Source organism: Pseudomonas sp. LBUM1674, assembly GCF_059695635.1.
Window position 1 is genome coordinate 6916165 of record NZ_CP166779.1, and the last position, 25782, is coordinate 6941946.

Consider the following 25782-nt stretch of genomic DNA (forward strand, 5'->3'; position numbering starts at 1 on the left):
CGTGGAACGGCAACTGGACGCTTACTGCGAACACTTGCGCAGTGAGCGACAGGTGTCGCCCCATACACTGTACGCCTACCGTCGCGACCTCGACAAAGTGCTTGGCTGGTGCGTCAAACAGAACATCGATAGTTGGGCCGCTCTGGATATCCAGCGCCTGCGCAGCCTGATCGCGCGCCTGCATTCCCAGGGCCAGTCGTCGCGCAGCCTGGCGCGGCTGCTCTCGGCCGTACGCGGGCTGTATCACTATCTGAACCGCGAAGGTCTTTGCGACCACGATCCGGCCAACGGCCTGGCGCCGCCCAAGGGCGAACGCCGCCTGCCGAAAACGCTCGATACCGACCGCGCGCTGCAATTGCTTGAAGGCGCGGTGGAAGATGACTTTCTGGCGCGTCGTGACCAGGCGATTCTGGAGTTGTTCTATTCCTCGGGTTTGCGCCTTTCGGAGCTGACCGGGCTCAATCTCGACCAGCTGGATCTGGCCGACGGGATGGTCCAGGTGCTCGGCAAGGGCAGCAAGACGCGGCTATTGCCCGTCGGCAGGAAAGCACGCGAAGCACTGGAACAGTGGCTGCCATTGCGAGCCATGACCAATCCGGCGGACGACGCCGTGTTTGTCAGCCAGCAAGGTCGCCGCCTCGGCCCTCGGGCGATTCAGGTACGGGTCAAGGCCGCTGGCGAGCGCGAGCTGGGCCAGAACCTGCATCCGCACATGCTGCGACACTCTTTCGCCAGCCACCTGCTCGAATCGTCGCAGGACTTGCGTGCCGTGCAGGAATTGCTCGGCCACTCGGACATCAAGACCACCCAGATCTACACCCACCTGGACTTCCAGCACCTGGCGACGGTCTACGACAGCGCCCATCCACGGGCCAAACGCATTAAAGGCGATGATTCATGACCATCCAATTGATCACCTTCGACCTCGACGACACCCTGTGGGACACCGCCCCGGTGATCGTCAGCGCCGAAGCCGTATTGCGTGAATGGCTGATCGAGCACGCCCCCAATCTGGGCGCCCTGCCGGTGGAGCATTTGTGGACTATTCGTGAACGGATTCTGAGCAGCGAACCGAGCCTCAAGCACCGCATCAGCGCCCTGCGTCGGCGTGTGCTGTTCCACGCGCTGGAAGAAGCCGGCTACGACCACGGCCAGGCTTCGGACCTGGCCGACAAGAGCTTTGAAGTGTTTTTGCATGCGCGGCACCAGATCGAAGTGTTCCCTGAAGTCGAACCGACACTCGAGACCTTGGCCAAGCACTACGCCTTGGGCGTGGTCACCAATGGCAACGCCGATGTGCGCCGATTAGGGCTGGCGGATTACTTCAAGTTTGCCCTGTGCGCTGAAGACATTGGCATCGCCAAGCCCGATGCGCGACTGTTTCATGAGGCGTTGCAGCGTGGCGGGGCAACGGCGCAGACCGCGGTGCACATCGGTGATCATCCGGGTGATGACATTGCAGGTGCCCAGCAGGCAGGGTTGCGGGCGATCTGGTTCAACCCGGCGGGCAAAGCCTGGGAAGCGGATCGTTTGCCGGACGCGGAGATTCGCAGCCTGAGCGATTTGCCGGCGTTGCTGGCCCGCTGGAATGCGCAACACTGATCCTGAATTTACACACCCCCCCTGTGGGAGCGAGCTTGCTCGCGATGAGGCCGTAACATTCACAATTGATGTTGACTGACACACCGCCATCGCGAGCAAGCTCGCTCCCACAGGCATCCCCGCCAGGCTCCTGATTTCTCGGCTCCCATGAAAAAGCCCGCAGCGACGGCGGGCTTTTTCAGCAAGCACGGGCAGAGGCTCAGATAGGCCGGCTACCGTACTTGTTGTCAGGCTTCTTGGGAGGATCGGCGACCACATTGGCCTCCACTTCCTGCACCTTGCCGCCGCGCGCAAGAAACTCTTCCATGGCCTTGGCCAGGGCATCGCGCTCCTTGTTCTTGGCTTCGACGCTCGGCAGTTCATCGACCGACACCGCAGCCTTGGCCTTGCCTTTGGCAGTCGGAACGGGCGTATCACCGCCGTCGTCTTCAGCGACGTCTTCCGCCACCGCTTCAAGGCCTTCTTCGGTTTCGTCGTCGTCGCCTACTTCGAGGTCGTCGTTTTCCAGATCATCGTCGCTCATGTTCTACCTCATGACTTGCGAAAAGCAGATTAGTTATAGCCCAGCTTTGCCGTCTGTCGACGGTTGCCGGAAAAAATTCAACCGCCATTGGGGACCAACGGCTTTGCCTCTTCACCGTGCAGGGTGGCGAGGACTTTACGAGCACCACCCTGATCACGGTGCTCGCCCAGATAAACGCCTTGCCAGGTCCCCAGCGCCAATCGGCCTGCCTGAATCGGCAAACTGAGCTGACAGCCAAGCACGCTGGCCTTGAAGTGCGCCGGAAGGTCGTCCAGGCCTTCGTCGTTATGCTCATAGCCGTCCGTTCCTTGTGGGATCAGACGATTGAAAAATCGTTCGAAGTCGCGACGTACCGCCGGATCGGCGTTCTCGTTGATGGTCAACGACGCCGAGGTATGCTGTAGCCACAAATGCAACAGACCGACCCGACATGCCTTGATTTCAGGCAGGCCGGCGAGTAACTCGTCCGTTACCAGATGAAAGCCCCGGGGCCTCGCCCGCAAGGTAATCAGAGTCTGTTGCCACATACAGTTCTCCGCACGTTCGGGGCGCATTCTAGCGCGCTCTGGGAAAAAACAAAGGCCCTAATATTCCTTCAATCATGTAAGCCATTGGCCGCACAAAAACACGCTGCGTAAACGCCACGAAACCTGTACGAAAAAACCTTTCAGCTGCTCCTTCACTGACAAACTCCAGACAAAAAAATGCCCGGCAAGCCGGGCAAATTTTTAGGCGCGTTCTTACAAGTTGTAGCCGCGCTCGTTGTGAAGTGCCAGGTCGATGCCGACGGCCTCTTCTTCTTCGGTGATACGCAGACCCATGACGGCGTCCAGCACCTTGAGGATGATGAAGGTGACGATCGCGGTGTAGATCACGGTGAAACCCACGCCCTTGAGCTGGATCCAGACCTGCGCACCGATATCGGTGACGGTGCCGAAACCACCCAGGGCCGGAGCGGCGAATACACCGGTCAGGATCGCGCCGAGGATACCGCCGATACCGTGCACGCCGAAGGCGTCCAGGGAATCGTCATAGCCAAGTTTGCGTTTCAGGGTGGTGGCGCAGAAGAAGCACACCACGCCCGCTGCCAGACCGATCACCAGCGCGCCCATCGGGCCCACGGTGCCTGCGGCAGGCGTGATGGCGACCAGACCCGCTACCACACCCGAGGCGATACCCAGTGCGCTTGGTTTGCCGTGGGTGACCCACTCGGCGAACATCCAGCCCAGTGCGGCAGCGGCGGTGGCGATCTGGGTGACCAGCATCGCCATACCGGCAGTGCCGTTGGCCGCTGCGGCGGAGCCGGCGTTGAAACCGAACCAGCCGACCCACAGCATTGCAGCGCCCATCAGCGTGTAGCCGAGGTTATGCGGTGCCATCGGGGTAGTCGGGAAGCCTTTGCGCTTGCCCAGTACCAGGCAGCAGATCAGGCCGGCCACACCGGCATTGATGTGCACCACGGTGCCGCCAGCGAAGTCGAGCACGCCCCAGTCCCACATCAGGCCGCCGTTACCGGACCAGACCATGTGCGCGATCGGTGCATACACCAAGGTGAACCAGATGCCCATGAAGATCAGCATGGCGGAGAACTTCATCCGCTCGGCAAAGGCACCGACGATCAGCGCCGGGGTGATGATGGCGAAGGTCATCTGGAAGGTGATGAACACCGCCTCAGGAAACAGCGCCGCGGGACCGGTCAGGCTCGATGGCGTGACACCGGCGAGGAAAGCCTTGCCCATGCCGCCGAAGAAGGAGTTGAAGTTGACGACGCCCTGCTCCATGCCGGTGGTGTCGAACGCGATGCTGTAGCCATAAATGACCCACAGGATGCTGATCAGACCGGTAATGGCGAAGCACTGCATCATCACGGAAAGAATGTTTTTCGACCGAACCATGCCGCCGTAGAACAGCGCGAGGCCGGGAATAGTCATGAACAGCACAAGGGCTGTCGAGGTCAGCATCCAGGCAGTGTCACCCGAATTGAGGACTGGGGCCGCCACTTCGTCTGCCGCCATGACCAGGCTGGGCATTACGAGGGACAACAGGGCTCCTAGCCCTGCGAATTTACGCAGAGTCATATTGTTTTCTCCTGGGGCGTGGGGTGTAGCGGCTTAGATTGCGTCGGTATCGGTTTCGCCGGTACGGATGCGAATCGCCTGTTCCAGATTGACCACGAAGATCTTGCCGTCACCGATCTTGCCGGTGTTGGCAGCCTTGGTTATCGCCTCGATAACCCGATCCAGATCCTTGTCGTCAATGGCGACATCGATTTTCACCTTGGGCAGAAAATCGACCACGTATTCCGCGCCGCGATACAGCTCGGTGTGACCCTTCTGCCGACCGAAGCCTTTGACTTCAGTAACGGTAATGCCCTGCACGCCGATCTCGGACAGCGACTCGCGTACGTCGTCCAGCTTGAACGGCTTGATGATGGCAGTGACTAGCTTCATGAAAACTCTCTCCCGAATTGGTGGACTTGCCCCAGGAAAACAAACCCGACTCAAGTCTAAGCGCAGTGCCTGGCTTTGTAACGCATCGTCGGCCTTACCCGCCCGTCCGACGCCAGCTAACCGCTCCTGACGAAACTCCCCGTTCCGCTTGGCGCACTGCATTCGTCACAGCGACTGCATCAGTGCATGGGTCACTACCGCCTAAGCAGAAAGCTTGCCATCTCCACAAAATCCCCTGAATTCAATGGCTTGATCGCAACCAACTGACCCTGCGCCAGAATGGCCCGACGATTACGCACAACAACAGTGCGATGCCGTCCGTCCGCATGCGCGAAAAGCGTGCATCCCTGCAGTCCGGATTGACTATAGACACTGCGTGATACACTGCTCGCCATTGTTTCCAGGACCTTTCCCATGCTCGCGCCCAAAGACTTCCTCGACGCCCTGAGCGGCACCGCCTCCCGCCTCTTCAGCGGCGACAACCCACTGCCGAAAAGCGAAATCGAAAGCCAGTTCAAGGCTTTGTTGCAGAGCGGCTTCAGCAAACTGGATCTGGTGAGCCGGGAAGAGTTTGATAGCCAGATGGTCGTGCTGGCACGAACCCGGGCACGGCTGGAGAGTCTTGAAGCGAAAGTGGCCGAGCTGGAAGCGAAGCTCAATCCGCCAACCGAGTAACACCGCAATCCCTGTGGGAGCGGGCTTGCCCGCGAATAGGGGCACCTCGGTCTTCCGCCACCCCACACTGGCTAGACCACCCCTGTAGGAGCTGCCGAAGGTTCGGGCCGCGTTCGGACGATCTTTTGATCTTCAGCCCCGCAAACATCTCAGCAACGTCCTACAAACATCACCACCGCCGTCCGATTGCGCCGCAAAGCCCCGGTTCCTAAGCTCACCCAATGCTGAATGTTCAGCACTGGGTTTGGCGACCCGGAAGCTTAAGGCGTACGACGACCATCGACTCGAGTCATGGCGGTTGTGCGTGGGAGACTTTCGGGTCTGCCGGGTTCCTTTTGCTCCGGTTCGCCAACCCGCGTACAGCTGCCACCCAATCCTTTGGCGACGATTGCTGGCAGCCCTTTCAAGCAAAAGGAGCTGTATCAATGAATAGCGATGACGCTTATCTAATCCCCCACATCTTCACCCGCCACAAACTCCACCTCCACGCCCTCCTCCTGCAAAACCAACCCTGGTTCAGCGCCCGCGACCTCGGCCGACTGCTGCGCCTCTTCCTCGACGAACGCACCGTCCGAAAACTCGACCCCGACCAACGCCAAACCGCAAAAATAATCACCCACGGCCGCATCGAAAACACCCTGCTGATCAGCGAATCCGGCGTCTACGCGCTGCTGGTCTATCACTACTGCCCCGAATACCGAGGCCTGCGCGAGTGGCTGACCCACGAAGTAGTGCCAGCCCTCAGAGACGCCCAGCAACCGGCTTCAACCGAACGCCCGATTCTGAGCCGGCTGAATTGGCCGCAGATGTCGCTGAGTTTGCTGCACTGGAACAACCAGCCGTGGATTCGGCTGCAGGATGTGCCACACGTACTACCTGATCAGGATGTGTCAAAACGTACAGACAATACGCCTTGGTGGAAGCGAGCTTCGCGGATGCTGCAATCGTTTTAACACCAATTTGCACCGCTTATGGACTACGCCTGCTGCGCATCAGACGTAGTCATTTTCCACAACCATAGCCAATTCCACCTGTCGTGCGTCTGACGTCCTTCATACATCTAAGTACGGTCCTACAGTAGCCAGCTCCTGCGTCTGAATACGTGACCACGCCCGCGTCCGTTACCTTCTTCGCCTCGATCTCAACAGTACAAAAGCGATGAGAAGAAAAGGAAAAGGCACAGAACTCCGCAATCAGATATTCAAATCTGATGCTCGCAATCTCACTTACGAAGCCATTTCCGATGATCCTGACATTCGTGCCGCAGGCATCAACGTCTCAGCACTCAGGCTCGATCCGATCACCGTGGCTGCGATCAACTCCTGTCATCTGTGGGAAGAAATAATCCTGTACCCGTGGGAATGCATCCCGGACTGGAAGCGCAAGGATGCAAGGGGGCTGGATCTGGCTATCTGGTATGAAGAAGAGCTCTGTGGCTTGTGCTATGCGACTCCGCGTGAAAGCACTATCTGCATAAAAATTGTGCTTTTGCAGGGACATACAAGAAACACCCCCGCTTTGCGAGGCTGGATCGCTCCAATTGCATTGCTGGCTACGGAGCTTTATGCGCGGATGCTGGGCTGCGATGAGATCGAGGTACAACAACCCGACCCGGGTGCCATTTCCTATTATCAAAAACTTGGATTCATTTTTGACAAAACCAACCGCCTTGTCTTTTCGCTAGACGACCAATAAGATCAATCCACTCATCCAGGCACGCGAGGTGTCTATGAAACCCAAAAAGCAAAAAGCAAAGTCATTAATGATCGCTGAGTATCATGCCGAGGCGCTCCGCTTGGCCGGAAACGTTTCTGCCAGTCAGCGTCGCTTTTTTAAAGTCGCAGCAACGTATGGCAAAGAACTTGAACCTGATGGCTTGCTTGCAGGTGCACGAGTCTGACAGCCCGCCCGAAGAAACCGCCCGAGTGGCGGTTTTTTTTACATCCGAATTAGCTCATTAAAACCCGCACATCTTCCGACGTTTCCCCAAAAGCGTATGCATGGCACGCTAGTCGGACAGGTACCACGAGCAATACCGAATCAGAAATAAAAAAGGCGTCCATCGGACGCCTTTTAGGTAATTTTGAGGAGTAGTCGCAGCGATTCTTTAGCTCCCAGCCTTGCGACCTTGGGTTCAGAATCCGACAGGCGAACCCATCGTCACTACTTCAGAGAAACCAGCTTTCTCTGCTGCCAAAAATGCGGGGGGCCTTAGCTGGTGCCCAGTCCCGACGAATGCGCAGTTGCAGTCCTCAAAAACAATGATTCGTTAATGCCAGCCTATAGTCAAGTCGCCATCTTGGGCGTCATAGACGGGTCATTGATACTTCTTGTAAACGTCTACTCCAGCGCCTCCTTCCAGCTCGACTACCCTTAAAAAGCCGCAGGAAGCGGTTCTCCGTCAGCTCAAGGAGCGACCATGTCCCTCTCCATCGTCCACAGCCGCGCCCAGATTGGCGTGGATGCACCCGCCGTCACCGTGGAAGTCCATCTGGCCAACGGCTTGCCTTCGCTGACGATGGTCGGATTGCCCGAAACAGCCGTGAGGGAGAGCAAGGACCGCGTGCGCAGCGCGATCATCAATTCGGGTCTGCAATTTCCGGCGCGGCGCATTACGTTGAATCTCGCCCCCGCCGATTTGCCAAAGGACGGCGGGCGGTTCGACTTGGCGATTGCCTTGGGGATCCTGTCGGCCAGTGTCCAGGTGCCGACGTTGACGCTGGACGATGTGGAATGCCTTGGGGAATTGGCGCTGTCCGGTGCAGTGCGGGCGGTTCGCGGTGTGTTGCCGGCGGCACTGGCCGCGCGCAAGGCGGGACGGACATTGGTGGTGCCGCGGGCCAATGCCGAAGAGGCGTGCCTGGCGTCGGGGTTGAAGGTGATTGCAGTGGATCATCTGCTGGAAGCCGTTGCGCATTTCAATGGTCATACGCCCATCGAGCCTTACATTTCGGATGGCTTGATGCATGCCAGCAAACCTTATCCCGACTTGAACGAAGTGCAGGGCCAACTCGCGGCCAAGCGTGCGTTGCTGATTGCGGCGGCGGGCGCGCATAACCTGCTGTTCAGCGGGCCACCGGGGACGGGTAAAACACTGTTGGCGAGTCGTCTGCCGGGGCTTTTACCACCATTGGCAGAAAGTGAGGCGCTGGAAGTCGCGGCGATTCAATCAGTCGCCAGCTGTGTGCCGTTGAGCCATTGGCCGCAGCGACCGTTTCGCCAACCCCATCACTCCGCCTCCGGCCCGGCCCTGGTAGGCGGCGGCTCGAAACCTCAACCCGGTGAAATCACCCTCGCCCATCATGGCGTGCTGTTCCTCGATGAACTCCCGGAATTTGATCGCAAAGTATTGGAGGTACTGAGGGAGCCACTGGAATCCGGCCACATCGTGATCGCCCGCGCCAGGGACCGCGTACGTTTCCCGGCGCGCTTCCAGCTGGTCGCGGCGATGAATCCCTGCCCCTGTGGATATCTTGGTGAACCGAGTGGGCGCTGTTCCTGCACACCGGACATGGTCCAGCGCTATCGCAACAAATTGTCGGGCCCGCTGCTGGACCGTATCGACCTGCACCTGACCGTCGCCCGCGAAGCCACGGCGTTGAATCCCGCATCGAAACCCGGTGACGACACGGCCACCGCGGCGGTGCTGGTCGCCAATGCACGAGAACGGCAACAGAAACGCCAAGGCTGTGCGAACGCATTCCTTGATCTGCCGGGACTGCGCAGACACTGCAAATTATCCACAGCCGATGAAAACTGGCTGGAAACCGCCTGCGAGCGTTTGACCTTGTCCCTGCGAGGCGCCCACCGGCTGCTCAAAGTGGCGCGCACCTTGGCGGACCTTGAGCAACTCGATGGCATTCGACGCGAACATGTGGCTGAGGCGCTTCAATACAGGCCGTCGAGCCCATAGTCGTAATAAGTGTTTTTTCTGAAAAATCTCATTCACTAAGCATTTTTTTGCCCAAATAAGGTTTTTTGTACAAATTCATCTGATTCTAAGCGCCACTCACATCAACCATTGCTGTAAGCGTTTTTTTAATGAAACATGTATTTCTAATCGTTTTTGAGCACGAGTAAGCGAATTTATGTCCAGCATCGGCTATCTCTGGCTGTCTCACGAATACCGGATATTTCCAGTACAACCGTTTCCCATCAGCAGCAAGATAGGCTCACGTCGCTCAAGCACCCAGCTGGGAGATCTGCGCAACGAGATCTATCCGGAGGTTTATCGTCCCAAGCCCAATATGAGTGATCACTTGGCGTTTGCTCTGCGTTATGAAGGCGTGCATTTGGAATTCCTCGCGCGTCTTTACGCCTTAGAGACGGTGAAAGAGGCGCTGGAAGAGTGGATTACTCGAGAGCCCGTTGGGATATTTGCCCGGCGAGCGTGCTTTCTCTACGAGTGGTTGATGCCGGATGAACTGAGCGTTGCGTCTACTAGAACAGGTAACTATGTCGATGCATTGAATCCGAAGGATTATCTCGTCGGGACAGCCGTCAATAACCCCCGATGGCGTGTTCGAAATAATTTGCCGGGCAGCAGGGCATTCTGTCCAATGATTCGTCGGAATGAGGCAGTCCGAAACGCAGAACGTTACGACATTGCGAGCAAACTGGGAGAGCTTGAATCCGATTTCGGCATCGATCTAATCATGCGCAGTACCGTGTGGCTGACAGTCAAGGAAAGCCGGGCCAGTTTTCTCATCGAGCATGAGCAGGACGAAGAGGACCGTATACGCCGATTCGCCAATGTCATGGAAACGGAATGCGGAACACATTCCGATCCCCTTGAGCCAGATACGCTGGAAGGGTTACAGCGTGAAATTCTTGGGAAGACGGCGTTACGCTACGGCATCCGTCGCTCGCCAGTTTATGTAGGGCATACCGCGCGTTATCAGCCAGTAATCGATTACATCGCCCCGCATTGGGATCACACCCGCTCCATGCTCACGGGCCTGAGCCAATTTTTGCAGAATACTCAATCTCAGTCATCGATCTTACGTGCAGCCGTTGCCTCATTCGGCTTTGTCTATATCCACCCTATGGCTGACGGTAATGGGCGCATCTCCCGTTTCTTGATCAACGATGTACTACGGCGCGATGGAGTAGTACCTCCACCTGTCATTCTTCCTGTCTCAGCCACGATTACTCACAGCACTCAAAACAAAGCCGCCTATGATCGCGTACTTGAGAGTTTTTCCCGCCCACTGATGAAACATTACGCGCCCCAGTACCGGTTTGGCGAAACCGTCGAGGCAGAGGATGGCGTTCATTACAACCTCCACTTCACGGGGTATGACGATGCGTTGCCGACATGGCGCTACCCAGACCTGACGGCTCATGCGGTTTATTTGGCGCAAGTCATCAACGATACGTTGACTCAGGAAATGCGGCTGGAGGCGCAATTTCTTTGGGCGAATGACACCGCCCGCAGAAGCATCAAACAATTCCTGGAGGCGCCGGACAATGAATTGGATCAGATCATCCGGGCCGTACGCCAAAACGGACATACGCTTTCCAACAAATTACTCAAGCGCTATCCGCTGTTTGTAGAAAGACCAGAGTTAGGAGAGCGCCTCACGCGTGCAGTGGAGGAAGCTTTCAGCGAACTGAAATAAAAAACGGTCGGGATGTCATCCCTTGGTGAGATCCACCAACGGTACCTGCCGCACCTCGGTTTCCCGCCCATCCTGAATCTCGCTCACCCGCTTCAGCGCCTGATCCACGGCGCCCTTGTCCGCCAACAAGCTATAGCTGATCTGGAACTGCTTCTGTTCCTTCGGCCCAATCGTTGGTACCAGGCCCAATGGCCGCTGATACCGGCGGTTGTAGGAAAAACTCGTTCCCGGCTCCAGACCCGTGACATAGCCTTGCCCTTGGGTGTCGGTGTTTTTCCACAGGGAGAACACGGGCAATGTTTGAGTATTGAAGCCGACCGAAACGCCCAGGCTGCCGGCCTTGTTATGCAGCACCGTCAGCGTGTCGCCCTTGGCGTCGGCGTAGGGCACCACGTTGTACACCGTTTCGTCGTAGTCCTTGGTGGGTGCGCGGTAGGTTTGCCAGTCCGGCAGATCGCCTTTGGCCTTGTCGTTGAATGGCGATACCTGTTTCACCGGCGCGGCGAAGCGGGCGCCCTGCTCGAGGAACGGGGTGCTGAAGTTGCTGTGGTACAGCGCCTGGTATTCCTTCGGATAGTCGCCGTTATTGGTCAGGGTGTCGTTGAGGCTGAAGCTCACACTGCCTGGTTCGGTGACCAGTTCGGTCGCGACGGAGAAGTCGACCTTCTTGAACGCCTGCTCTTTCAACTCGCCGCGCAGGCTGATGGCATAAGGCGGTTTCTCGTCGATGTGCAGGGTGACTTTGCTGGCCGGGATATTGGCGGCGCGACCGTGCAGGGTCAGCAATTCGCCATTGTCCATGCCGGGATGGCCGACCCATTCGTAGCCGCAACGGGTGACCAGTTCGTTGAAGCCTTCCAGCCAACCCAGGCCACCGCGACCGTTGAGTTCGATGAAGGATGGATTGACCACCTCCTTGACCGGCGAATCCCATCCCATGCGCACAGTGCCGACCGACGCCTGCAAGACGTTCATCCCTCGTGTTGGCACCACCGAGAGTTTCATTGTGCCGTTATCGATGTCGACGATGCTGACGCCCTCCTGCCGACCGCCGTGCAAGGTGCGCAGAGTCACGGAGAAGGGTTTGTCGGTTTTCACGCCGAGTTGCTGGCTGGTGATTTGCCAGTTCTGGGCGGCCTTGTCGGTGTCGAGCAAGACGTAGTCCCAGGCCATGGCGTGGGAGGCAGCGGTCAGCGCGCCGAGGCTGACGAAGAGTTTGAGCGGGGTCATGGCAGCATGCCTTTCTTGGAGTTGTGCCATTTTTATAGACTGGCTGAAACGATTCATCAAGCTCTATAAACAAGATAAACCATGTCCGTCGATTCGGAGCATTGGGATAACCCAGAACAATTGAGCGATCCCTTCGCGAGCAGGCTCGCTCCCACAGGGTATCTGCGGCGAACACAAAATGTGTGACCACCGAAATCAATGGTGGAAGCAAAGCCGCCTCGATTCAGCCCAAGCGCTCGACGTCCGGTAACTCCATCGCCCGCACTTCGCCCTGCAGGAAATCGCTGAGCCGGCGCATACGCTCACCACCCGGTCGGGTTTTCGGCCAGACCAGGTAATATTTCTCACCACTGGCGACGGCCGTCGGCCACGGCAGACTCAGGCGTCCCTGGGCAACGTCCTCCGCTACCATCAGCAGATCACCCATGGACACGCCGTATCCTCGGGCGGCGGCAATCATGCCCAGCTCCAGCGTATCGAACACCTGCCCGCCCTTGAGCGAGACCTGATCGGTCAGGCTCATGCGCTCCAGCCAATTGCGCCAGTCACGACGATCAGGGGTCGGGTGCAGCAGTTCGGCATTGGCCAGGCGTGCTACGTCCCACGGCTGATCCTTCAGAAGATTCGGCGCGCCGACTGGAATCAGCTCTTCCGGGAACAGGAAACTGGCCTCCCAGTCCGGAGGAAAATTCCCGTTACTGAGGATGACGGCGCAGTCGAAGGGTTCATGGTTGAAGTCCACCGAGTCGACGTCCATCCAGGCGCTGGTCAGTTGCACCTCGTTGCCCGGTTGCAGATGCCGGAAACGGCTGAGCCGCGCCAGCAGCCAACGCATGGTCAGGGTGGACGGCGCTTTCATGCGCAGGATGTCATCCTCGGCGCGCAGCGTATTGCAGGCCCGCTCCAGGGCCGTGAAGCCTTCGCGGATGCCGGGCAGGATCAGCCGCGCTGACTCGGTCAGTTGCAAATTGCGCCCGCTGCGGTGGAACAGCCGACAGGCGAAATGCTCTTCGAGCGTTCGGATGTGCCGGCTGACTGCACTCTGAGTGATCGACAACTCTTCGGCGGCGCGGGTAAATGAACTATGCCGTGCCGCCGCTTCGAATGCGCGAAGGGCATATAAGGGAGGAAGACGACGAGACATCAGGAAGGCTCCTACAGCGCAATGACACCAAGTTATCAGAAACTCATAAGCATGAGTTTTAATCATGCCACCCATCCTTTTTATCCCTTTGTGAAAACCCCGCAGAGCGCCGAGAATCGACGCTCCCCCTGTTCTCTTTGACGATCGAGCGTGATGACCATGCAGCATCCAGCGCGTATTGAACTCTGGGCCATCCTGCGGCTGGCGGGGCCGTTGATTGCCTCGCAGTTGGCGCACATGCTGATGGTCCTCACCGACACCTTGATGATGGCGCGCCTGAGCCCCGAGGCACTCGCTGGCGGTGGCCTTGGTGCAGCCAGTTATTCGTTCGTGTCGATCTTCTGCATCGGCGTCATTGCGGCGGTCGGCACCCTGGTAGCGATCCGTCAGGGTGCCGGCGACATCGTCGGTGCGGCGCGCCTGACCCAGGCCGGCTTGTGGCTGGCGTGGTTGATGGCGCTGGTGGCGGGTTTGCTGCTGTGGAACCTCAAACCGGTACTGTTGCTGTTCGGCCAGACCGAAACCAACGTCGAGGCGGCCGGGCAGTTCCTGTTGATCCTGCCGTTCGCCCTGCCCGGCTATTTGAGCTTCATGGCCCTGCGCGGTTTCACCAGCGCCATCGGCCGGGCGACGCCAGTGATGGTCATCAGCCTCGGCGGCACGGTGGCCAACTTCCTGCTCAATTACGCGTTGATCACCGGCATGTTCGGCTTGCCGAAAATGGGTCTGGTGGGCATCGGCCTGGTGACGGCGATCGTTGCCAACCTCATGGCGCTGGCGCTCGCGCTGCACATCCGTCGGCATCCGGCCTACGATGCTTATCCACTGCGCCAGGGCCTGTCGCGGCCCAACCGTCAGTATCTGCGGGAACTGTGGCGCCTCGGCCTGCCCATTGGCGGCACCTATGCGGTGGAAGTCGGGCTGTTTGCCTTCGCCGCGTTGTGCATGGGCACCATGGGCAGTACGCAACTGGCGGCGCATCAGATCGCCCTGCAGATCGTCTCGGTGGCGTTCATGATTCCGGCAGGGCTTTCCTATGCGATCACCATGCGCATCGGCCAGCACTACGGTGCGGGGCAACTGTTGGGCGCGCGGCTGGCCGGGCGGGTCGGGATTGCTTTCGGGGCGGCGGCGATGCTGGGCTTTGCGATGGTCTTCTGGCTGCTGCCGAATCAGTTGATCGGCCTGTTCCTGGACCACAACGACCCGGCATTCCGCGAGGTCATCGACCTGGCCGTGAGCCTGTTGGCGGTGGCGGCGTGGTTCGAGCTGTTCGACGGGACGCAAACCATCGCCATGGGCTGCATTCGCGGACTCAAGGATGCCAAGACCACGTTCCTGGTCGGGCTGGGTTGCTATTGGCTGATTGGTGCGCCGGCCGCCTGGTGGATGGCCTTCCATTTGAACTGGGGCCCGACGGGCGTCTGGTGGGGCCTGGCGCTGGGGCTGGCGTGTGCGGCGGTGAGCCTGACGCTGGCGTTTGAGTGGAAGATGAAGCGGATGATTCGGCGGGAGCCTTCGTCAGGGGCGAGTTTCCAAATCGCCCAGCCGGATTGAGATCCCCTGTGGGAGCAAGCCCGCTCCCACATTTTGTCCGTGTTTAAACCACCACTTCCAGTGCCGGCTGCTGACCGCTGCCAAAGCTCAGATACTCAACCAGGTCCGCCAACGGCAACGGCTTGCTGATCAGGTACCCCTGCACCTGATCGCAACCAAACCCGCGCAACAGATGCAACTGCTCCGGCGTTTCCACCCCTTCGGCGACCACTTCGAGATTGAGGTTGTGCGCCAGATTGATCATCGCATGCACCAGTTTGCGATTTTCTTCGCGCTGTTCCATGCCGCCGACAAAGCTCTTGTCGATCTTCAGTAAGGCAATCGGCAGGCTGTTGAGGTGCACGAACGAAGAGAATCCGGTGCCGAAGTCGTCCAGGGAGAAGCGTACGCCCAGGCGCCCCAGGGCATCCATGGTCTGTTTCACCAGATCACTGCGGCGCATGACCGCGGTTTCGGTCAGTTCGAACTCCAGCCACTGCGCCTCGACGCCGCGCTCGGCAATCAGCCGGCTCAGGGTCGACAGCAATTGGCTGTCCTGGAACTGTCGGAACGACAGGTTGATCGCCATGTGCAACGCCGGCAAACCCCGTTCGCGCAGCGCCTGCATGTCCCGCAAGGCGCGGGAAATCACCCAGTAACCCAGGGGCACGATCAAACCGCTTTGCTCGGCCAGCGGCACGAATTCGCTCGGTGGCAGCAAGCCGCGTTCCGCATGCCGCCAGCGCACCAAGGCTTCGAGGCCGACGATATGCCCGTCCGCAAGGTTCAGCCGTGGTTGGTAGTGCAACTCCAGCTCATCGCGACGCAAGGCCCGGCGCAGCTCACTTTCGAGGTCAGCCATGCTGCGGGCATTGCGATTGATGCGTTCGTTGAAGATATGAAAGGTGCAGCCCTGTGTGCTCTTGGCCTGCTGCATGGCAATGTGCGCGTGCCACATCAGCGGGTCGGCCCCGGCCTGGGCCCGGGCGTGGGCAATACCGAGACTGGAACCGATCAGCAGGCTTTCGCCGTCGATCCAATAGGGCTCGGCCAGTGCTTCGGTGATGCGTTCGGCCATCCATTCGGCGCGTTCGGGCGCGCGACGGGTGTCGATCAGCAAGGCAAATTCATCGCTGCCCAACCGGGCCAGTTGATCGCCGGCTTCGAGTTGGCTTTTGAGCCGAGCCACCACTTGCAGGATCAATCGGTCACCGGCCTGATGGCCGAGGGAGTCGTTGGCATGACGGAAGTTGTCGAGGTCGAGGTGGCCGAGCGCCAGGCCGCGGCCTTCGTTTTCCGCCAGGCGCGCTGCCAGCAAGGTCTGGAACCCCTGGCGGTTGGCGATGCCGGTCAGCGGGTCTTGCTCGGCCAGGCGCTGCAGGGTGTTTTCCAGCACGCCGCGCTCACGCACATGGCGCAGGCAACGGCGCAGCATGCCCGCATCCAGCAGATCGCGCACCAGCCAGTCGCTCACACCATCGGGCGGCGACAGCGGCTCATGTTCGAGCAGCAATACCGTCGGCAGATTGCAACGACCCGGCAGAGGCGCAAGCGCCGGGATCGTCAATAACACCGCGCTGCGGTTGTCATCGAACAGACGGCTGACCGACTCCCAGCTCGGCGCGCTGATCAGCACGGTTGAGCTCCCCATCGGAGCCAGACACTCGCGCAATAACGCCGCCCACCCCGGCTCTTCGGCCAGCAGCAGCAAACGCAAGGGTTCGACAGGCGTAGACAAGCTGGCTCCCCAGACTCTGCAATGATGTAGGCGGCGGGCATTATGCAGCGCCGGTCACCAATGACCAAATGACATCGGTTGTCTAACGCAGCCTTGAATTCGAATTTTCGAACTTTAGTCGCAAACTCAGCGATCATCCTGCGTGAAAGTAACAAAACCGGCAATTGGAGAACGCGCGCTGCGTCACAAGTCGGAGAGAGCAGCACAATTCGCTGAGCCTGTTAAAATGCCGGCCCATTTCGCAACCGACTCCCTTATTTCGTATGTCCCGACTCAATCCCCGGCAGCAAGAAGCCGTGAGCTACGTCGGCGGCCCTCTTTTGGTGCTCGCCGGCGCGGGCTCCGGCAAGACCAGCGTGATCACGCGCAAGATCGCGCACTTGATCCAGAACTGCGGCATTCGCGCCCAGTACATCGTCGCCATGACCTTTACCAACAAGGCCGCGCGCGAGATGAAGGAACGGGTCGGCACCCTGCTCAAGGGCGGCGAAGGCCGCGGCCTGACGGTGTGCACCTTCCACAACCTGGGCCTGAACATCATCCGCAAGGAACATGTTCGCCTGGGCTACAAGCCGGGCTTTTCGATCTTTGACGAGACCGACGTCAAAGCCTTGATGACCGACATCATGCAGAAGGAATACTCGGGCGACGACGGTGTCGACGAGATCAAGAACATGATCGGCTCCTGGAAAAACGACCTGATCCTGCCGCCCGAAGCCCTGGAAAATGCGCGCAATCCCAAGGAACAGACCGCCGCCATCGTTTACACCCACTATCAGCGCACGCTCAAGGCGTTCAATGCGGTGGACTTCGACGACCTGATCCTGCTGCCGGTAAAACTGTTCCAGGAACATGCCGACATCCTTGAAAAGTGGCAGAACAAAGTCCGCTACCTGTTGGTGGACGAGTATCAGGACACCAACGCCAGCCAATATTTGCTGGTGAAGCTGCTGATTGGCACCCGTAATCAGTTCACCGTAGTGGGCGACGACGACCAGTCGATCTACGCCTGGCGCGGCGCACGCCCGGAAAACCTGATGCTGCTCAAGGACGATTACCCGTCCCTGAAAGTGGTGATGCTGGAACAAAACTATCGCTCCACCAGCCGCATCCTGCGGTGCGCCAACGTGCTGATCTCGAACAACCCGCACGAATTCGAAAAGCAGCTGTGGAGCGAGATGGGCCACGGCGACGAAATCCGCGTGATCCGTTGCCGCAACGAAGACGCCGAAGCCGAACGCGTGGCCGTGGAACTGCTGACCCTGCACCTGCGCACGGATCGGCCATACAGCGATTTCGCAATCCTGTACCGCGGTAACTACCAGGCCAAGCTGATCGAACTGAAGCTGCAACACCACCAGATTCCGTATCGTCTGTCCGGCGGCAATAGCTTTTTCGGTCGTCAGGAAGTGAAAGACCTGATGGCCTACTTCCGCCTGATCGTGAACCCGGACGACGACAACGCCTTCCTGCGGGTGATCAACGTCCCACGCCGGGAGATCGGTTCGACCACGCTGGAAAAGCTTGGCAACTACGCCACCGAACGCAAAATCTCGATGTACGCCGCCACCGACGAAATCGGCCTGGGCGAACACCTGGATGCCCGTTTCACCGATCGCCTGTCGCGCTTCAAGCGCTTCATGGACAAGGTCCGCGAGCAGTGCGCCGGCGAAGACCCAATCTCCGCCCTGCGCAGCATGGTCATGGACATCGACTACGAGAACTGGCTGCGCACCAACAGCTCCAGCGACAAGGCCGCCGATTACCGCATGGGTAACGTGTGGTTCCTGATCGAGGCGCTGAAGAACACGCTCGAGAAAGACGAAGAAGGCGAGATGACCGTCGAAGACGCCATCGGCAAACTCGTGCTGCGCGACATGCTGGAACGTCAGCAGGAAGAGGAAGACGGCGCCGAAGGCGTGCAGATGATGACCTTGCACGCCTCCAAGGGCCTGGAATTTCCCTACGTGTTCATCATGGGCATGGAAGAGGAAATCCTCCCGCACCGCTCCAGCATCGAAGCCGACACCATCGAGGAAGAACGCCGCCTGGCCTACGTCGGAATTACCCGCGCACGTCAGACCCTGGCCTTCACCTTCGCCGCCAAGCGCAAGCAATACGGCGAGATCATCGACTGCGCACCCAGCCGTTTCCTCGATGAACTGCCGCCGGACGACCTGGCCTGGGAAGGCAATGACGACACCCCGAGCGAAGTCAAAGCCGTTCGCGGCAATACGGCATTGGCGGATATACGCGCGATGTTAAAGCGCTAGAATTGAACACTTTTTAATCTACTTTCGGCGCCCGTAGCGCCAATAGAGGAAGCTGCTGTGGAAGCACTGCACAAGAAAATTCGCGAAGAAGGCATCGTGCTTTCCGACCAGGTCCTGAAAGTCGACGCCTTTCTGAACCACCAGATCGACCCGGCCCTGATGAAGCTGATCGGCGATGAATTTGCCACGCTGTTCAAGGACTCGGGCATTACCAAGATCGTCACCATCGAAGCCTCGGGCATAGCCCCGGCAATCATGACTGGTCTGAACCTCGGCGTGCCGGTGATTTTCGCCCGCAAGCACCAGTCCCTGACCCTCACTGAAAACCTGCTGTCGGCGACCGTTTACTCGTTCACCAAACAGACCGAAAGCACCGTGGCGATCTCCCCGCGCCACCTGACCAGTAGCGACCGTGTGCTGATCATCGATGACTTTCTGGCCAACGGTAAGGCGTCGCAAGCGCTGATCTCGATCATCAAACAGGCCGGCGCTACCGTGGCGGGTTTGGGGATCGTGATCGAGAAGTCGTTCCAGGGGGGGCGTGCGGAACTGGATGCGCAGGGTTATCGGGTTGAGTCCCTGGCTCGCGTGCAGTCGCTGAAGGATGGCGTTGTGACCTTCATCGAATAAACCAGTTGCACCACTGAACCTGTGGGAGCGGGCTTGCCCGCGATGAGGCCATAACATTCAACATCTATGTTGACTGATACACCGCCATCGCGGGCAAGCCCGCTCCCACAGGGTTTTGTATTGATTGTTATGGCGCGGAGGCCTTCAGGCCGGTGAGCAGCAACCGCTGAAACAAATCCTCTTTCAGCCCTTCCGGATTGGTCAGCCGCATCCGCTCCAGATGCCCGGGAAACGCCAACGGCTCTGGCGCATCCAGCGCCGCCTTGCCCAATTCCAGAATCTCCGTGAGCTTGAACTTGCTCTTCAACCAGTTCAGCGCCCGCAACAGGTCCCGCTCCTCGGCGGTGAAATCACACCCCAGTGGATACTCAGGAAACAGGTTCGGATGCCGCGCCTGAATTGCCTGCAATCGCTCAGGATTGTTATCCACAAACCGAGGATCGAGGCGGAAACTCTTCGGCAACTTACCGACATTCTGCGCCTGCTCGATCAAGCCTGACTGAAAGCGTGAATCGCTAATATTCAACAACGCCTCGATCACCGCCGCATCGGTCTTGCCCCGCAAATCGGCAATGCCGTATTCGGTCACCACTATATCCCGCAGATGCCGCGGGATCGTGCAATGACCGTATTCCCAGACGATGTTCGAACTGACTTCACCGCCCGACTCGCGCCAACTGCGTAGCAGCAGCACCGAGCGCGCGCCTTCCAGCGCATGGCCCTGGACCACAAAGTTGTATTGCCCGCCCACACCGCTGAGCACCCGCCCGTCTTCCAGCTGATCCGCCACCCCGGCACCCAACAGGGTCATGGTGAACACGGTATTGATAAAGCGCGCATCGAGACGCTGCAAACGCTTGAGTTCTTCCTGACCATAGAGCTCGTTGATGTAACTGATGCGGGTCATGTTGAATTCGAGTCGCTTGCTTTGGGGCAATGCTCGCAAGCGCTCATAAAAACTGCGCGGCCCGAGGAAAAAGCCGCCGTGCACCGAGATACCGTCGGTTTGCACGGCCTCATCCAGGGTGCCGGCATTCGCCTGTTGTTGGGTCGGTACATCGGAGTAAACCTTGCGCCGCACAATCCCGGCATCAGCCAGCACCAGCAAGCCGTTGACGAACATTTCGCTGCAGCCGTAAAGGCCCTTGGCAAAGGGTTCGACGCCGCCTTCGCGATCGATCAGTTGCGCCCACTGCCTGAGATTGAGGTCCGCCAACACTGCCTTGTAGCCATCGTTGTCGGCCTGTCGAGCCAGCAATGCCGCGGTCAGGGCATCACCCATGGCGCCGATGCCGATCTGCAAGGTGCCGCCATCGCGCACGAGCGTGCTGGCGTGCAGGCCAATGAAGTGATCCTGAAAACCCACCGGCATGTTCGGCGTGGAGAACAGCGTCGTGCTGTCTTTCTCGTCAATCAACAGGTCGAAGGCATCGAAGCCGATTTCCGCGTCGCCAGGCATGTACGGCAAGTCGTTGTGCACCTGCCCTACCAGCAGGATCGTCTCCCCTGCGGCCCGGCGCTTGTCGATCATCGGCAACAGGTCGAGGGTGATGTCCGGGTTGCAGCTCAGGCTCAGGCGGTCGGGATGCTCGCTGTGACTGGCCACCAGTTGCGCCACCAGGTTCAAGCCGGCAGCGTTGATGTCCCGGGCGGCGTGGCTGTAGTTGCTGCTGACGTAATCGCGCTGCGCCGGTGCACTGTTGAGCAGGCTGCCAAGCTGCAGGAAGAATTGTTGTATACGAATGTTGGACGGCAGGTTGTCTTGGTGTAGACCCGCCAGGAAATCCAGTTCCGGGTAGTCGCCGAAAACCCGCTCGATGAAGGGTTCGAGGAAGCGCTTTTGCAGACCGTCGCCTAACAAAGGGCGGCCGAGGCACAGGGCGGTGTAAATGGTCAGCTGCCGCTCGGGCAGTTGTGCAATGCGTTGAAACAGCGCGTTGACGAAGTGGTTGGGTTTGCCCAGGCCGAGGGGCAAGCCCATGTGGATATGCGCCGGCAATCGTGCCAACACGTCATCGACCGCCTGCTCGATAGAACACAGCTGCACCATCTGATCCTCCCTTACATTCCGTGAATCGGGATTGGACCGGGCTTGCCGGGCCTTTGCTGCAAAGAATAGTCCGAAGGGCAAATCGCACGCACAAAAAAGCCGCTTGGAAGCGGCTTTTTCGCGGAAGATGAAGCCTTATTTCAGGCCGGACATCTTCTGGATGGCGCCCTTGAGGTCGTCATCGGAGCAATCGGCGCAGGTGCCTTTAGGTGGCATCGCGTTGATGCCGGAGATCGCCTTTGCCAGCAAACCATCAAGGCCGCCTTCCTTCTTGGCGCGCTCGCCCCAGGCTGCGGCATCACCGACTTTTGGCGCGCCCAACAGGCCGGTGCCGTGGCAAGCGTTGCAATGCTTGGCAATCACTGAGTCAGGGGTTTTGGCATCACCGCCACCCGCAGAAGCGGCCACTTCCATTCCCTTACACTCTTGACCTTGTACACAGACTTTGCCGACTGGTTCAAGGCGTTTTGCAATGTCGTCGTTAGTCGCAGCTTGAGCGCTGACTGCCCATAGGGCCAATACGGTTGCTGGTGCAGCCAGCATTTTCATAATTAGATTCACGCGTTCACCCTCAATGGTGGCTAGTCACGCCCACGGCCACGGTTCGCAGGCGGGCGCAAGTATAACGGTAAGCCCGCCACACTGAAACAACCCCAAAGTCGAAGGGGTCTTGTTGTGCAACGGAAAAACAGTTCGGGTGCCTCCACCATGCTGGCAGGGCGCCTCTTTTGTTAAAAGTTCGCGGGTGTAGCTGCGCTGATTAGTCGCGCCGGCGCATCGAACGGATTGCGAAAACGGTGCGGCTTGGTGCTTTCAAAGTAGTAGCTATCGCCGGCTTCGAGCACAAAAGTTTCAAGCCCGACCACCAGTTCCAGTCTTCCTTCGAGCAAAATCCCGGTTTCCTCGCCCTCGTGGGTGAGCATCTCGTCACCGGTGTCGGCGCCTGGCGGATAGATTTCATTGAGGAAGGCGATAGCCCGGCTCGGATGGGCCCGGCCGACCAGTTTCATGGTCACTGCACCATCGGAAATGTCGATCAGCTCGTTGGCCTTGTAGACGATCTGAGTCGGTTTTTCCTGCAGAATCTCTTCGGAAAAGAACTCGACCATGGACATGGGAATCCCGCCCAATACCTTCCTCAGCGAACTGATCGAGGGGCTGACGCTGTTCTTCTCGATCATCGAAATGGTGCTGTTGGTGACGCCCGCCCGTTTGGCGAGTTCACGCTGGGAAAGGCCTTTGAGCTTACGGATGGATTGCAGTCGTTCACCGACGTCCAAGCTTGCGCCTCCAGGATTCAGGTTATTGGAATATTGAGCGTTATCATGGCGACAGCGTTCAGTATTTACAACACTTTGGCCTGAATCCTGTGCGGCGAGGCGACTTTCGGTCCGGGGTGCCTTGGGCTAAGCCCCGCAATAGAGCTTCGGCACCCGGTGCAAGTTGCAGAATATCTGGTAAGGAATCGTGTCGGCGGCCTTGGCCACGTCGCTGGCGAGGATATTTTTGCCCCACAACTCCACGGTCGAACCCAGGCCCGCTTGCGGCACATCGGTCAAGTCGATGCAGAGCATGTCCATCGACACCCGCCCGATCAATTGGCTGCGCTGTCCAGCGACCATCACCGGGGTACCGGTCGGCGCCTGACGCGGGTATCCATCGGCGTAACCCATGGCCACCACGCCAACGCGCATTGGTTTGGGCGTGATGAATTTCGCGCCATAACCGATCGGCTCGCCGGCTGGCAGTTCACGCACGCAAATCACTTTCGATTCGAGGGTCATCACGGGTTGCAGACGTGACGCCACGGCGTTGGCTTCCTCGAAAGGCGTCGCGCCGTAGAGCATGATGCCCGGACGCACCCAATCACTCGAAATCTGCGGCCAACCCAGCACCGCCGGCGAGTTGCGTAGGCTGATCTCGGCGGACAACCCCTGGCGCGCGGCTTCAAAGACTGCCACTTGCTCGGAACTGGCCTGACTGTGCAGCTCATCGGCGCGGGCGAAGTGACTCATCAGCACGATCTTCGCGACCTTGCCGCTCGCCAGCAACCGTTGATAGGCCGCCTGATAATCCTTCGGATGCAGGCCGACCCGGTGCATGCCCGAATCGAGCTTGAGCCAGACCGTGATCGGCTTGTTCAGCGCAGCTTTTTCGATGGCGTCGAGCTGCCACAACGAATGCACCACGCACCAGAAATCATGCTCGACGATCAGCGACAGCTCATCGGCTTCGAAAAAACCTTCGAGCAGCAACACCGGCGCACGAATGCCGGCGGCGCGCAGTTCCAGGGCCTCTTCGATGCAGGCCACGGCGAACCCGTCCGCCTCGGCCTCCAGTACCTGGGCACAACGCACTGCGCCATGGCCATAGGCATCGGCCTTGATCACCGCGAGGGCACGGGCCCCCGTGACTTCACGGGCGATCTGGTAGTTGTGACGCAGGGCTTGAAGGTCGATCAGGGCACGGGCAGGACGCATGGCGGCAGACTTCTGGTCGGTCAATGGGAAGAAAAACCGGCGCTGGCTGAGGGCATAACCGCCAGTAGCACCGGGAGAGGGATCGTTTTGAACTACTTACCTCAGAGTGGTTATCTCTGAGCTTACGGCAGAGCGGCTACAACCGACAGTTCCACCAAAATTTCCGGTTCGCACAGCTTCGATTCAACCGTGGCGCGAGCCGGTGCGACGCCTTTTGGCAGCCACTTGTCCCAGACCGCATTCATGCCTTCGAAGTGCGCTTCAATGTCTTTCATGTAAATCGTCACCGACAACAGACGGCTCTTGTCGGTCCCGGCCAAGTCCAGCAAACGCTCGATATTGGCGAGGGTTTCACGGGTCTGCTGTTCAATCCCGGCACTCATGTCGTCGCCGACTTGCCCTGCCAGATAGACGGTGCCGCTGTGGACAACGATCTGGCTCATGCGCTCATTGGTGAGCTGGCGCTGGATTGACATGTTTTGCGGACTCCTGGGTTTTGTTGCCATAACGGGAAATATCGAGGCCTTCGGCGCTGATTTGCGGCGTTTTCTTCGCCATCAGGTCAGCCAGCAAACGACCGGAACCGCAGGCCATGGTCCAGCCGAGCGTGCCGTGACCGGTGTTCAGGAACAGGTTCTTGAACGGTGTGGCGCCAACGATCGGCGTGCCATCCGGCGTGGTCGGACGCAGACCGGTCCAGAAACTCGCCTGGGTCAGATCGCCGCCCTGAGGATAAAGGTCGTTGACGATCATCTCCAGGGTTTCGCGCCGACGCGGGTTCAGCGACAGGTCAAAACCGGCTATTTCAGCCATGCCGCCGACGCGGATACGGTTGTCGAAACGGGTGATCGCGACTTTGTAGGTTTCGTCGAGGATGGTCGAGGTCGGGGCCATCGCCGGGTTGGTGATGGGCACGGTCAGCGAGTAACCCTTGAGCGGATACACCGGTGCCTTGATGCCCAGTGGCTTGAGCAACTGCGGCGAATAGCTGCCCAGCGCCAACACGTAACGGTCAGCGGTTTCCAGCTTGCCGTCGATCCACACGCCGTTGATGCGGTCGCCGGCGTAGTCGAGGCGTTGAATGTCCTGGTCGAAGCGGAATTCCACACCCAGTTTGGTAGCCATTTCGACCAGGCGGGTGGTGAACATCTGGCAGTCGCCAGTCTGGTCGTTCGGCAGGCGCAGAGCACCGGCGAGGATGTTGGTAACGCTGGCCAGCGCCGGCTCAACGCGGGCAATGCCAGCGCGGTCAAGCAGTTCGAACGGCACGCCGGACTCTTTCAACACGGCAATGTCTTTCCAGGCGCCGTCGAGCTGAGCCTGGGTGCGGAACAGTTGGGTCGTACCGAGGCTGCGGCCTTCGTAGGCAATACCGGTTTCGGCGCGCAACTCGTCGAGGCAGTCACGGCTGTACTCGGACAGACGCACCATGCGCTCCTTGTTCACCGCATAACGGCTGGCGGTGCAGTTGCGCAGCATCTGCGCCATCCACAGGTATTGATCGATGTCGGCGGTAGCCTTGATTGCCAGCGGTGCGTGGCGCTGCAACAGCCACTTGATGGCCTTGAGCGGCACACCTGGCGCCGCCCACGGCGAGGCATAACCCGGCGACACCTGCCCGGCGTTGGCGAAACTGGTCTCCATGGCCGCAGCCGGCTGACGGTCCACCACCACCACTTCAAACCCGGCACGGGCCAGATAATAAGCACTGGTGGTACCGATGACGCCGCTACCCAAGACCATAACGCGCATTTTCATATCCCTCATCGCGGCTTGCCGCTGACGTTTGTTGTTCAGACCGTTGATGAGGGCAGTGTAAAAAAGATTAGC

The 25782-nt window shown here is 59.1% G+C and carries 24 protein-coding genes; 11 read left to right on the forward strand and 13 right to left on the reverse strand.

The features are described from left to right. Window position 1: 1 nt before the first annotated feature. Window positions 2-901 (forward strand): tyrosine recombinase XerC, encoded by a 900-nt coding sequence (xerC, locus tag ACA067_RS31795; protein WP_497459984.1) that lies wholly within the window; start codon window positions 2-4, stop codon window positions 899-901. After that, window positions 898-1602, forward strand: a complete 705-nt coding sequence (locus ACA067_RS31800; RefSeq protein ID WP_497459985.1) for an HAD family hydrolase — start codon at window positions 898-900, stop codon at window positions 1600-1602. Before xerC ends, ACA067_RS31800 begins: the two co-directional genes overlap by 4 nt. 199 nt (window positions 1603-1801) lie before the next feature. Here ACA067_RS31800 and sutA read toward each other — a convergent pair whose 3' ends face one another. From sutA to glnK, 4 genes are all read right to left on the reverse strand, one after another. Further along, window positions 1802-2125: a dormancy-specific transcriptional regulator SutA gene (gene sutA, locus ACA067_RS31805; RefSeq protein WP_497459986.1), complete on the reverse strand. Its 324-nt coding sequence runs from the start codon at window positions 2123-2125 to the stop codon at window positions 1802-1804. A gap of 77 nt (window positions 2126-2202) precedes the next feature. Then, complete coding sequence (locus ACA067_RS31810; protein WP_497459987.1) at window positions 2203-2652, reverse strand: secondary thiamine-phosphate synthase enzyme YjbQ; 450 nt, start codon at window positions 2650-2652, stop codon at window positions 2203-2205. Window positions 2653-2865: 213 nt separating this feature from the next. After that, window positions 2866-4203 (reverse strand): ammonium transporter, encoded by a 1338-nt coding sequence (locus tag ACA067_RS31815; RefSeq protein WP_497459988.1) that lies wholly within the window; start codon window positions 4201-4203, stop codon window positions 2866-2868. Between the two features lie 33 nt (window positions 4204-4236). Continuing rightward, window positions 4237-4575: a P-II family nitrogen regulator gene (gene glnK / locus ACA067_RS31820; protein WP_002555808.1), complete on the reverse strand. Its 339-nt coding sequence runs from the start codon at window positions 4573-4575 to the stop codon at window positions 4237-4239. Window positions 4576-4989: 414 nt separating this feature from the next. Here glnK and ACA067_RS31825 point away from each other — a divergent pair, with 414 nt between their 5' ends. The 6 genes from ACA067_RS31825 (at window position 4990) to ACA067_RS31850 (ending at window position 10871) form a co-directional block, all read left to right on the forward strand. Continuing rightward, complete coding sequence (locus tag ACA067_RS31825; protein ID WP_121733396.1) at window positions 4990-5250, forward strand: accessory factor UbiK family protein; 261 nt, start codon at window positions 4990-4992, stop codon at window positions 5248-5250. A 425-nt stretch (window positions 5251-5675) separates the two neighbouring features. Then, window positions 5676-6203: a BRO-N domain-containing protein gene (locus ACA067_RS31830; RefSeq protein ID WP_497459989.1), complete on the forward strand. Its 528-nt coding sequence runs from the start codon at window positions 5676-5678 to the stop codon at window positions 6201-6203. Window positions 6204-6408: 205 nt separating this feature from the next. After that, on the forward strand, window positions 6409-6945 hold the full coding sequence (locus ACA067_RS31835) for an N-acetyltransferase (protein ID WP_497459990.1): 537 nt from the start codon (window positions 6409-6411) through the stop codon (window positions 6943-6945). A gap of 34 nt (window positions 6946-6979) precedes the next feature. Then, window positions 6980-7150, forward strand: a complete 171-nt coding sequence (locus tag ACA067_RS31840; protein WP_339501832.1) for a hypothetical protein — start codon at window positions 6980-6982, stop codon at window positions 7148-7150. Between the two features lie 519 nt (window positions 7151-7669). Then, window positions 7670-9163: a YifB family Mg chelatase-like AAA ATPase gene (locus ACA067_RS31845; RefSeq protein ID WP_497459991.1), complete on the forward strand. Its 1494-nt coding sequence runs from the start codon at window positions 7670-7672 to the stop codon at window positions 9161-9163. A gap of 175 nt (window positions 9164-9338) precedes the next feature. Then, window positions 9339-10871 carry a Fic family protein gene (locus tag ACA067_RS31850; RefSeq protein WP_497459992.1) on the forward strand — a complete coding sequence of 511 codons (1533 nt, stop codon included), beginning with the start codon at window positions 9339-9341 and terminating at the stop codon, window positions 10869-10871. A gap of 15 nt (window positions 10872-10886) precedes the next feature. On the opposite strand, the gene ACA067_RS31855 is transcribed toward ACA067_RS31850, so the two are convergent. Both ACA067_RS31855 and ACA067_RS31860 read right to left on the reverse strand, forming a co-directional pair. Next, window positions 10887-12101, reverse strand: a complete 1215-nt coding sequence (locus tag ACA067_RS31855; RefSeq protein WP_497459993.1) for an aldose 1-epimerase family protein — start codon at window positions 12099-12101, stop codon at window positions 10887-10889. Between the two features lie 223 nt (window positions 12102-12324). Beyond that, entirely contained in the window at window positions 12325-13245 is a 921-nt protein-coding gene (locus ACA067_RS31860; protein ID WP_497459994.1) for a LysR substrate-binding domain-containing protein, read from the reverse strand. A 159-nt stretch (window positions 13246-13404) separates the two neighbouring features. On the opposite strand from ACA067_RS31860, the gene ACA067_RS31865 reads away from it, so the two are divergent. Further along, window positions 13405-14802, forward strand: a complete 1398-nt coding sequence (locus ACA067_RS31865) for a NorM family multidrug efflux MATE transporter (RefSeq protein ID WP_497462878.1) — start codon at window positions 13405-13407, stop codon at window positions 14800-14802. Window positions 14803-14845: 43 nt separating this feature from the next. Here the strand turns inward: ACA067_RS31865 and ACA067_RS31870 are convergent, their stop codons facing one another. After that, window positions 14846-16519: a putative bifunctional diguanylate cyclase/phosphodiesterase gene (locus ACA067_RS31870; protein ID WP_497459995.1), complete on the reverse strand. Its 1674-nt coding sequence runs from the start codon at window positions 16517-16519 to the stop codon at window positions 14846-14848. Window positions 16520-16782: 263 nt separating this feature from the next. On the opposite strand from ACA067_RS31870, the gene rep reads away from it, so the two are divergent. Both rep and ACA067_RS31880 read left to right on the forward strand, forming a co-directional pair. Further along, a complete protein-coding gene (gene rep / locus ACA067_RS31875) occupies window positions 16783-18792 on the forward strand; it encodes a DNA helicase Rep (RefSeq protein ID WP_497459996.1) in 2010 nt (669 codons plus the stop codon). Window positions 18793-18849: 57 nt separating this feature from the next. Further along, window positions 18850-19422 (forward strand): xanthine phosphoribosyltransferase, encoded by a 573-nt coding sequence (locus ACA067_RS31880; protein ID WP_007934646.1) that lies wholly within the window; start codon window positions 18850-18852, stop codon window positions 19420-19422. A gap of 127 nt (window positions 19423-19549) precedes the next feature. On the opposite strand, the gene ACA067_RS31885 is transcribed toward ACA067_RS31880, so the two are convergent. From ACA067_RS31885 to dadA, 6 genes are all read right to left on the reverse strand, one after another. Further along, the gene (locus ACA067_RS31885) at window positions 19550-21472 is read right to left on the reverse strand and encodes an acetyl-CoA hydrolase/transferase C-terminal domain-containing protein (protein ID WP_497459997.1); all 1923 of its coding nucleotides are present in this window, start codon (window positions 21470-21472) and stop codon (window positions 19550-19552) included. Between the two features lie 135 nt (window positions 21473-21607). After that, complete coding sequence (locus tag ACA067_RS31890) at window positions 21608-22033, reverse strand: c-type cytochrome (protein ID WP_305881750.1); 426 nt, start codon at window positions 22031-22033, stop codon at window positions 21608-21610. Between the two features lie 170 nt (window positions 22034-22203). Next, the gene (locus ACA067_RS31895) at window positions 22204-22752 is read right to left on the reverse strand and encodes a cupin domain-containing protein (protein WP_008150195.1); all 549 of its coding nucleotides are present in this window, start codon (window positions 22750-22752) and stop codon (window positions 22204-22206) included. A gap of 126 nt (window positions 22753-22878) precedes the next feature. After that, on the reverse strand, window positions 22879-23952 hold the full coding sequence (gene alr, locus ACA067_RS31900; RefSeq protein ID WP_497459998.1) for an alanine racemase: 1074 nt from the start codon (window positions 23950-23952) through the stop codon (window positions 22879-22881). A gap of 122 nt (window positions 23953-24074) precedes the next feature. Next, complete coding sequence (locus tag ACA067_RS31905; RefSeq protein ID WP_150798715.1) at window positions 24075-24428, reverse strand: RidA family protein; 354 nt, start codon at window positions 24426-24428, stop codon at window positions 24075-24077. Further along, window positions 24400-25704 (reverse strand): D-amino acid dehydrogenase, encoded by a 1305-nt coding sequence (gene dadA / locus ACA067_RS31910; protein ID WP_497459999.1) that lies wholly within the window; start codon window positions 25702-25704, stop codon window positions 24400-24402. The genes ACA067_RS31905 and dadA overlap by 29 nt, the downstream gene beginning before the upstream one ends. Window positions 25705-25782: the final 78 nt, after the last annotated feature.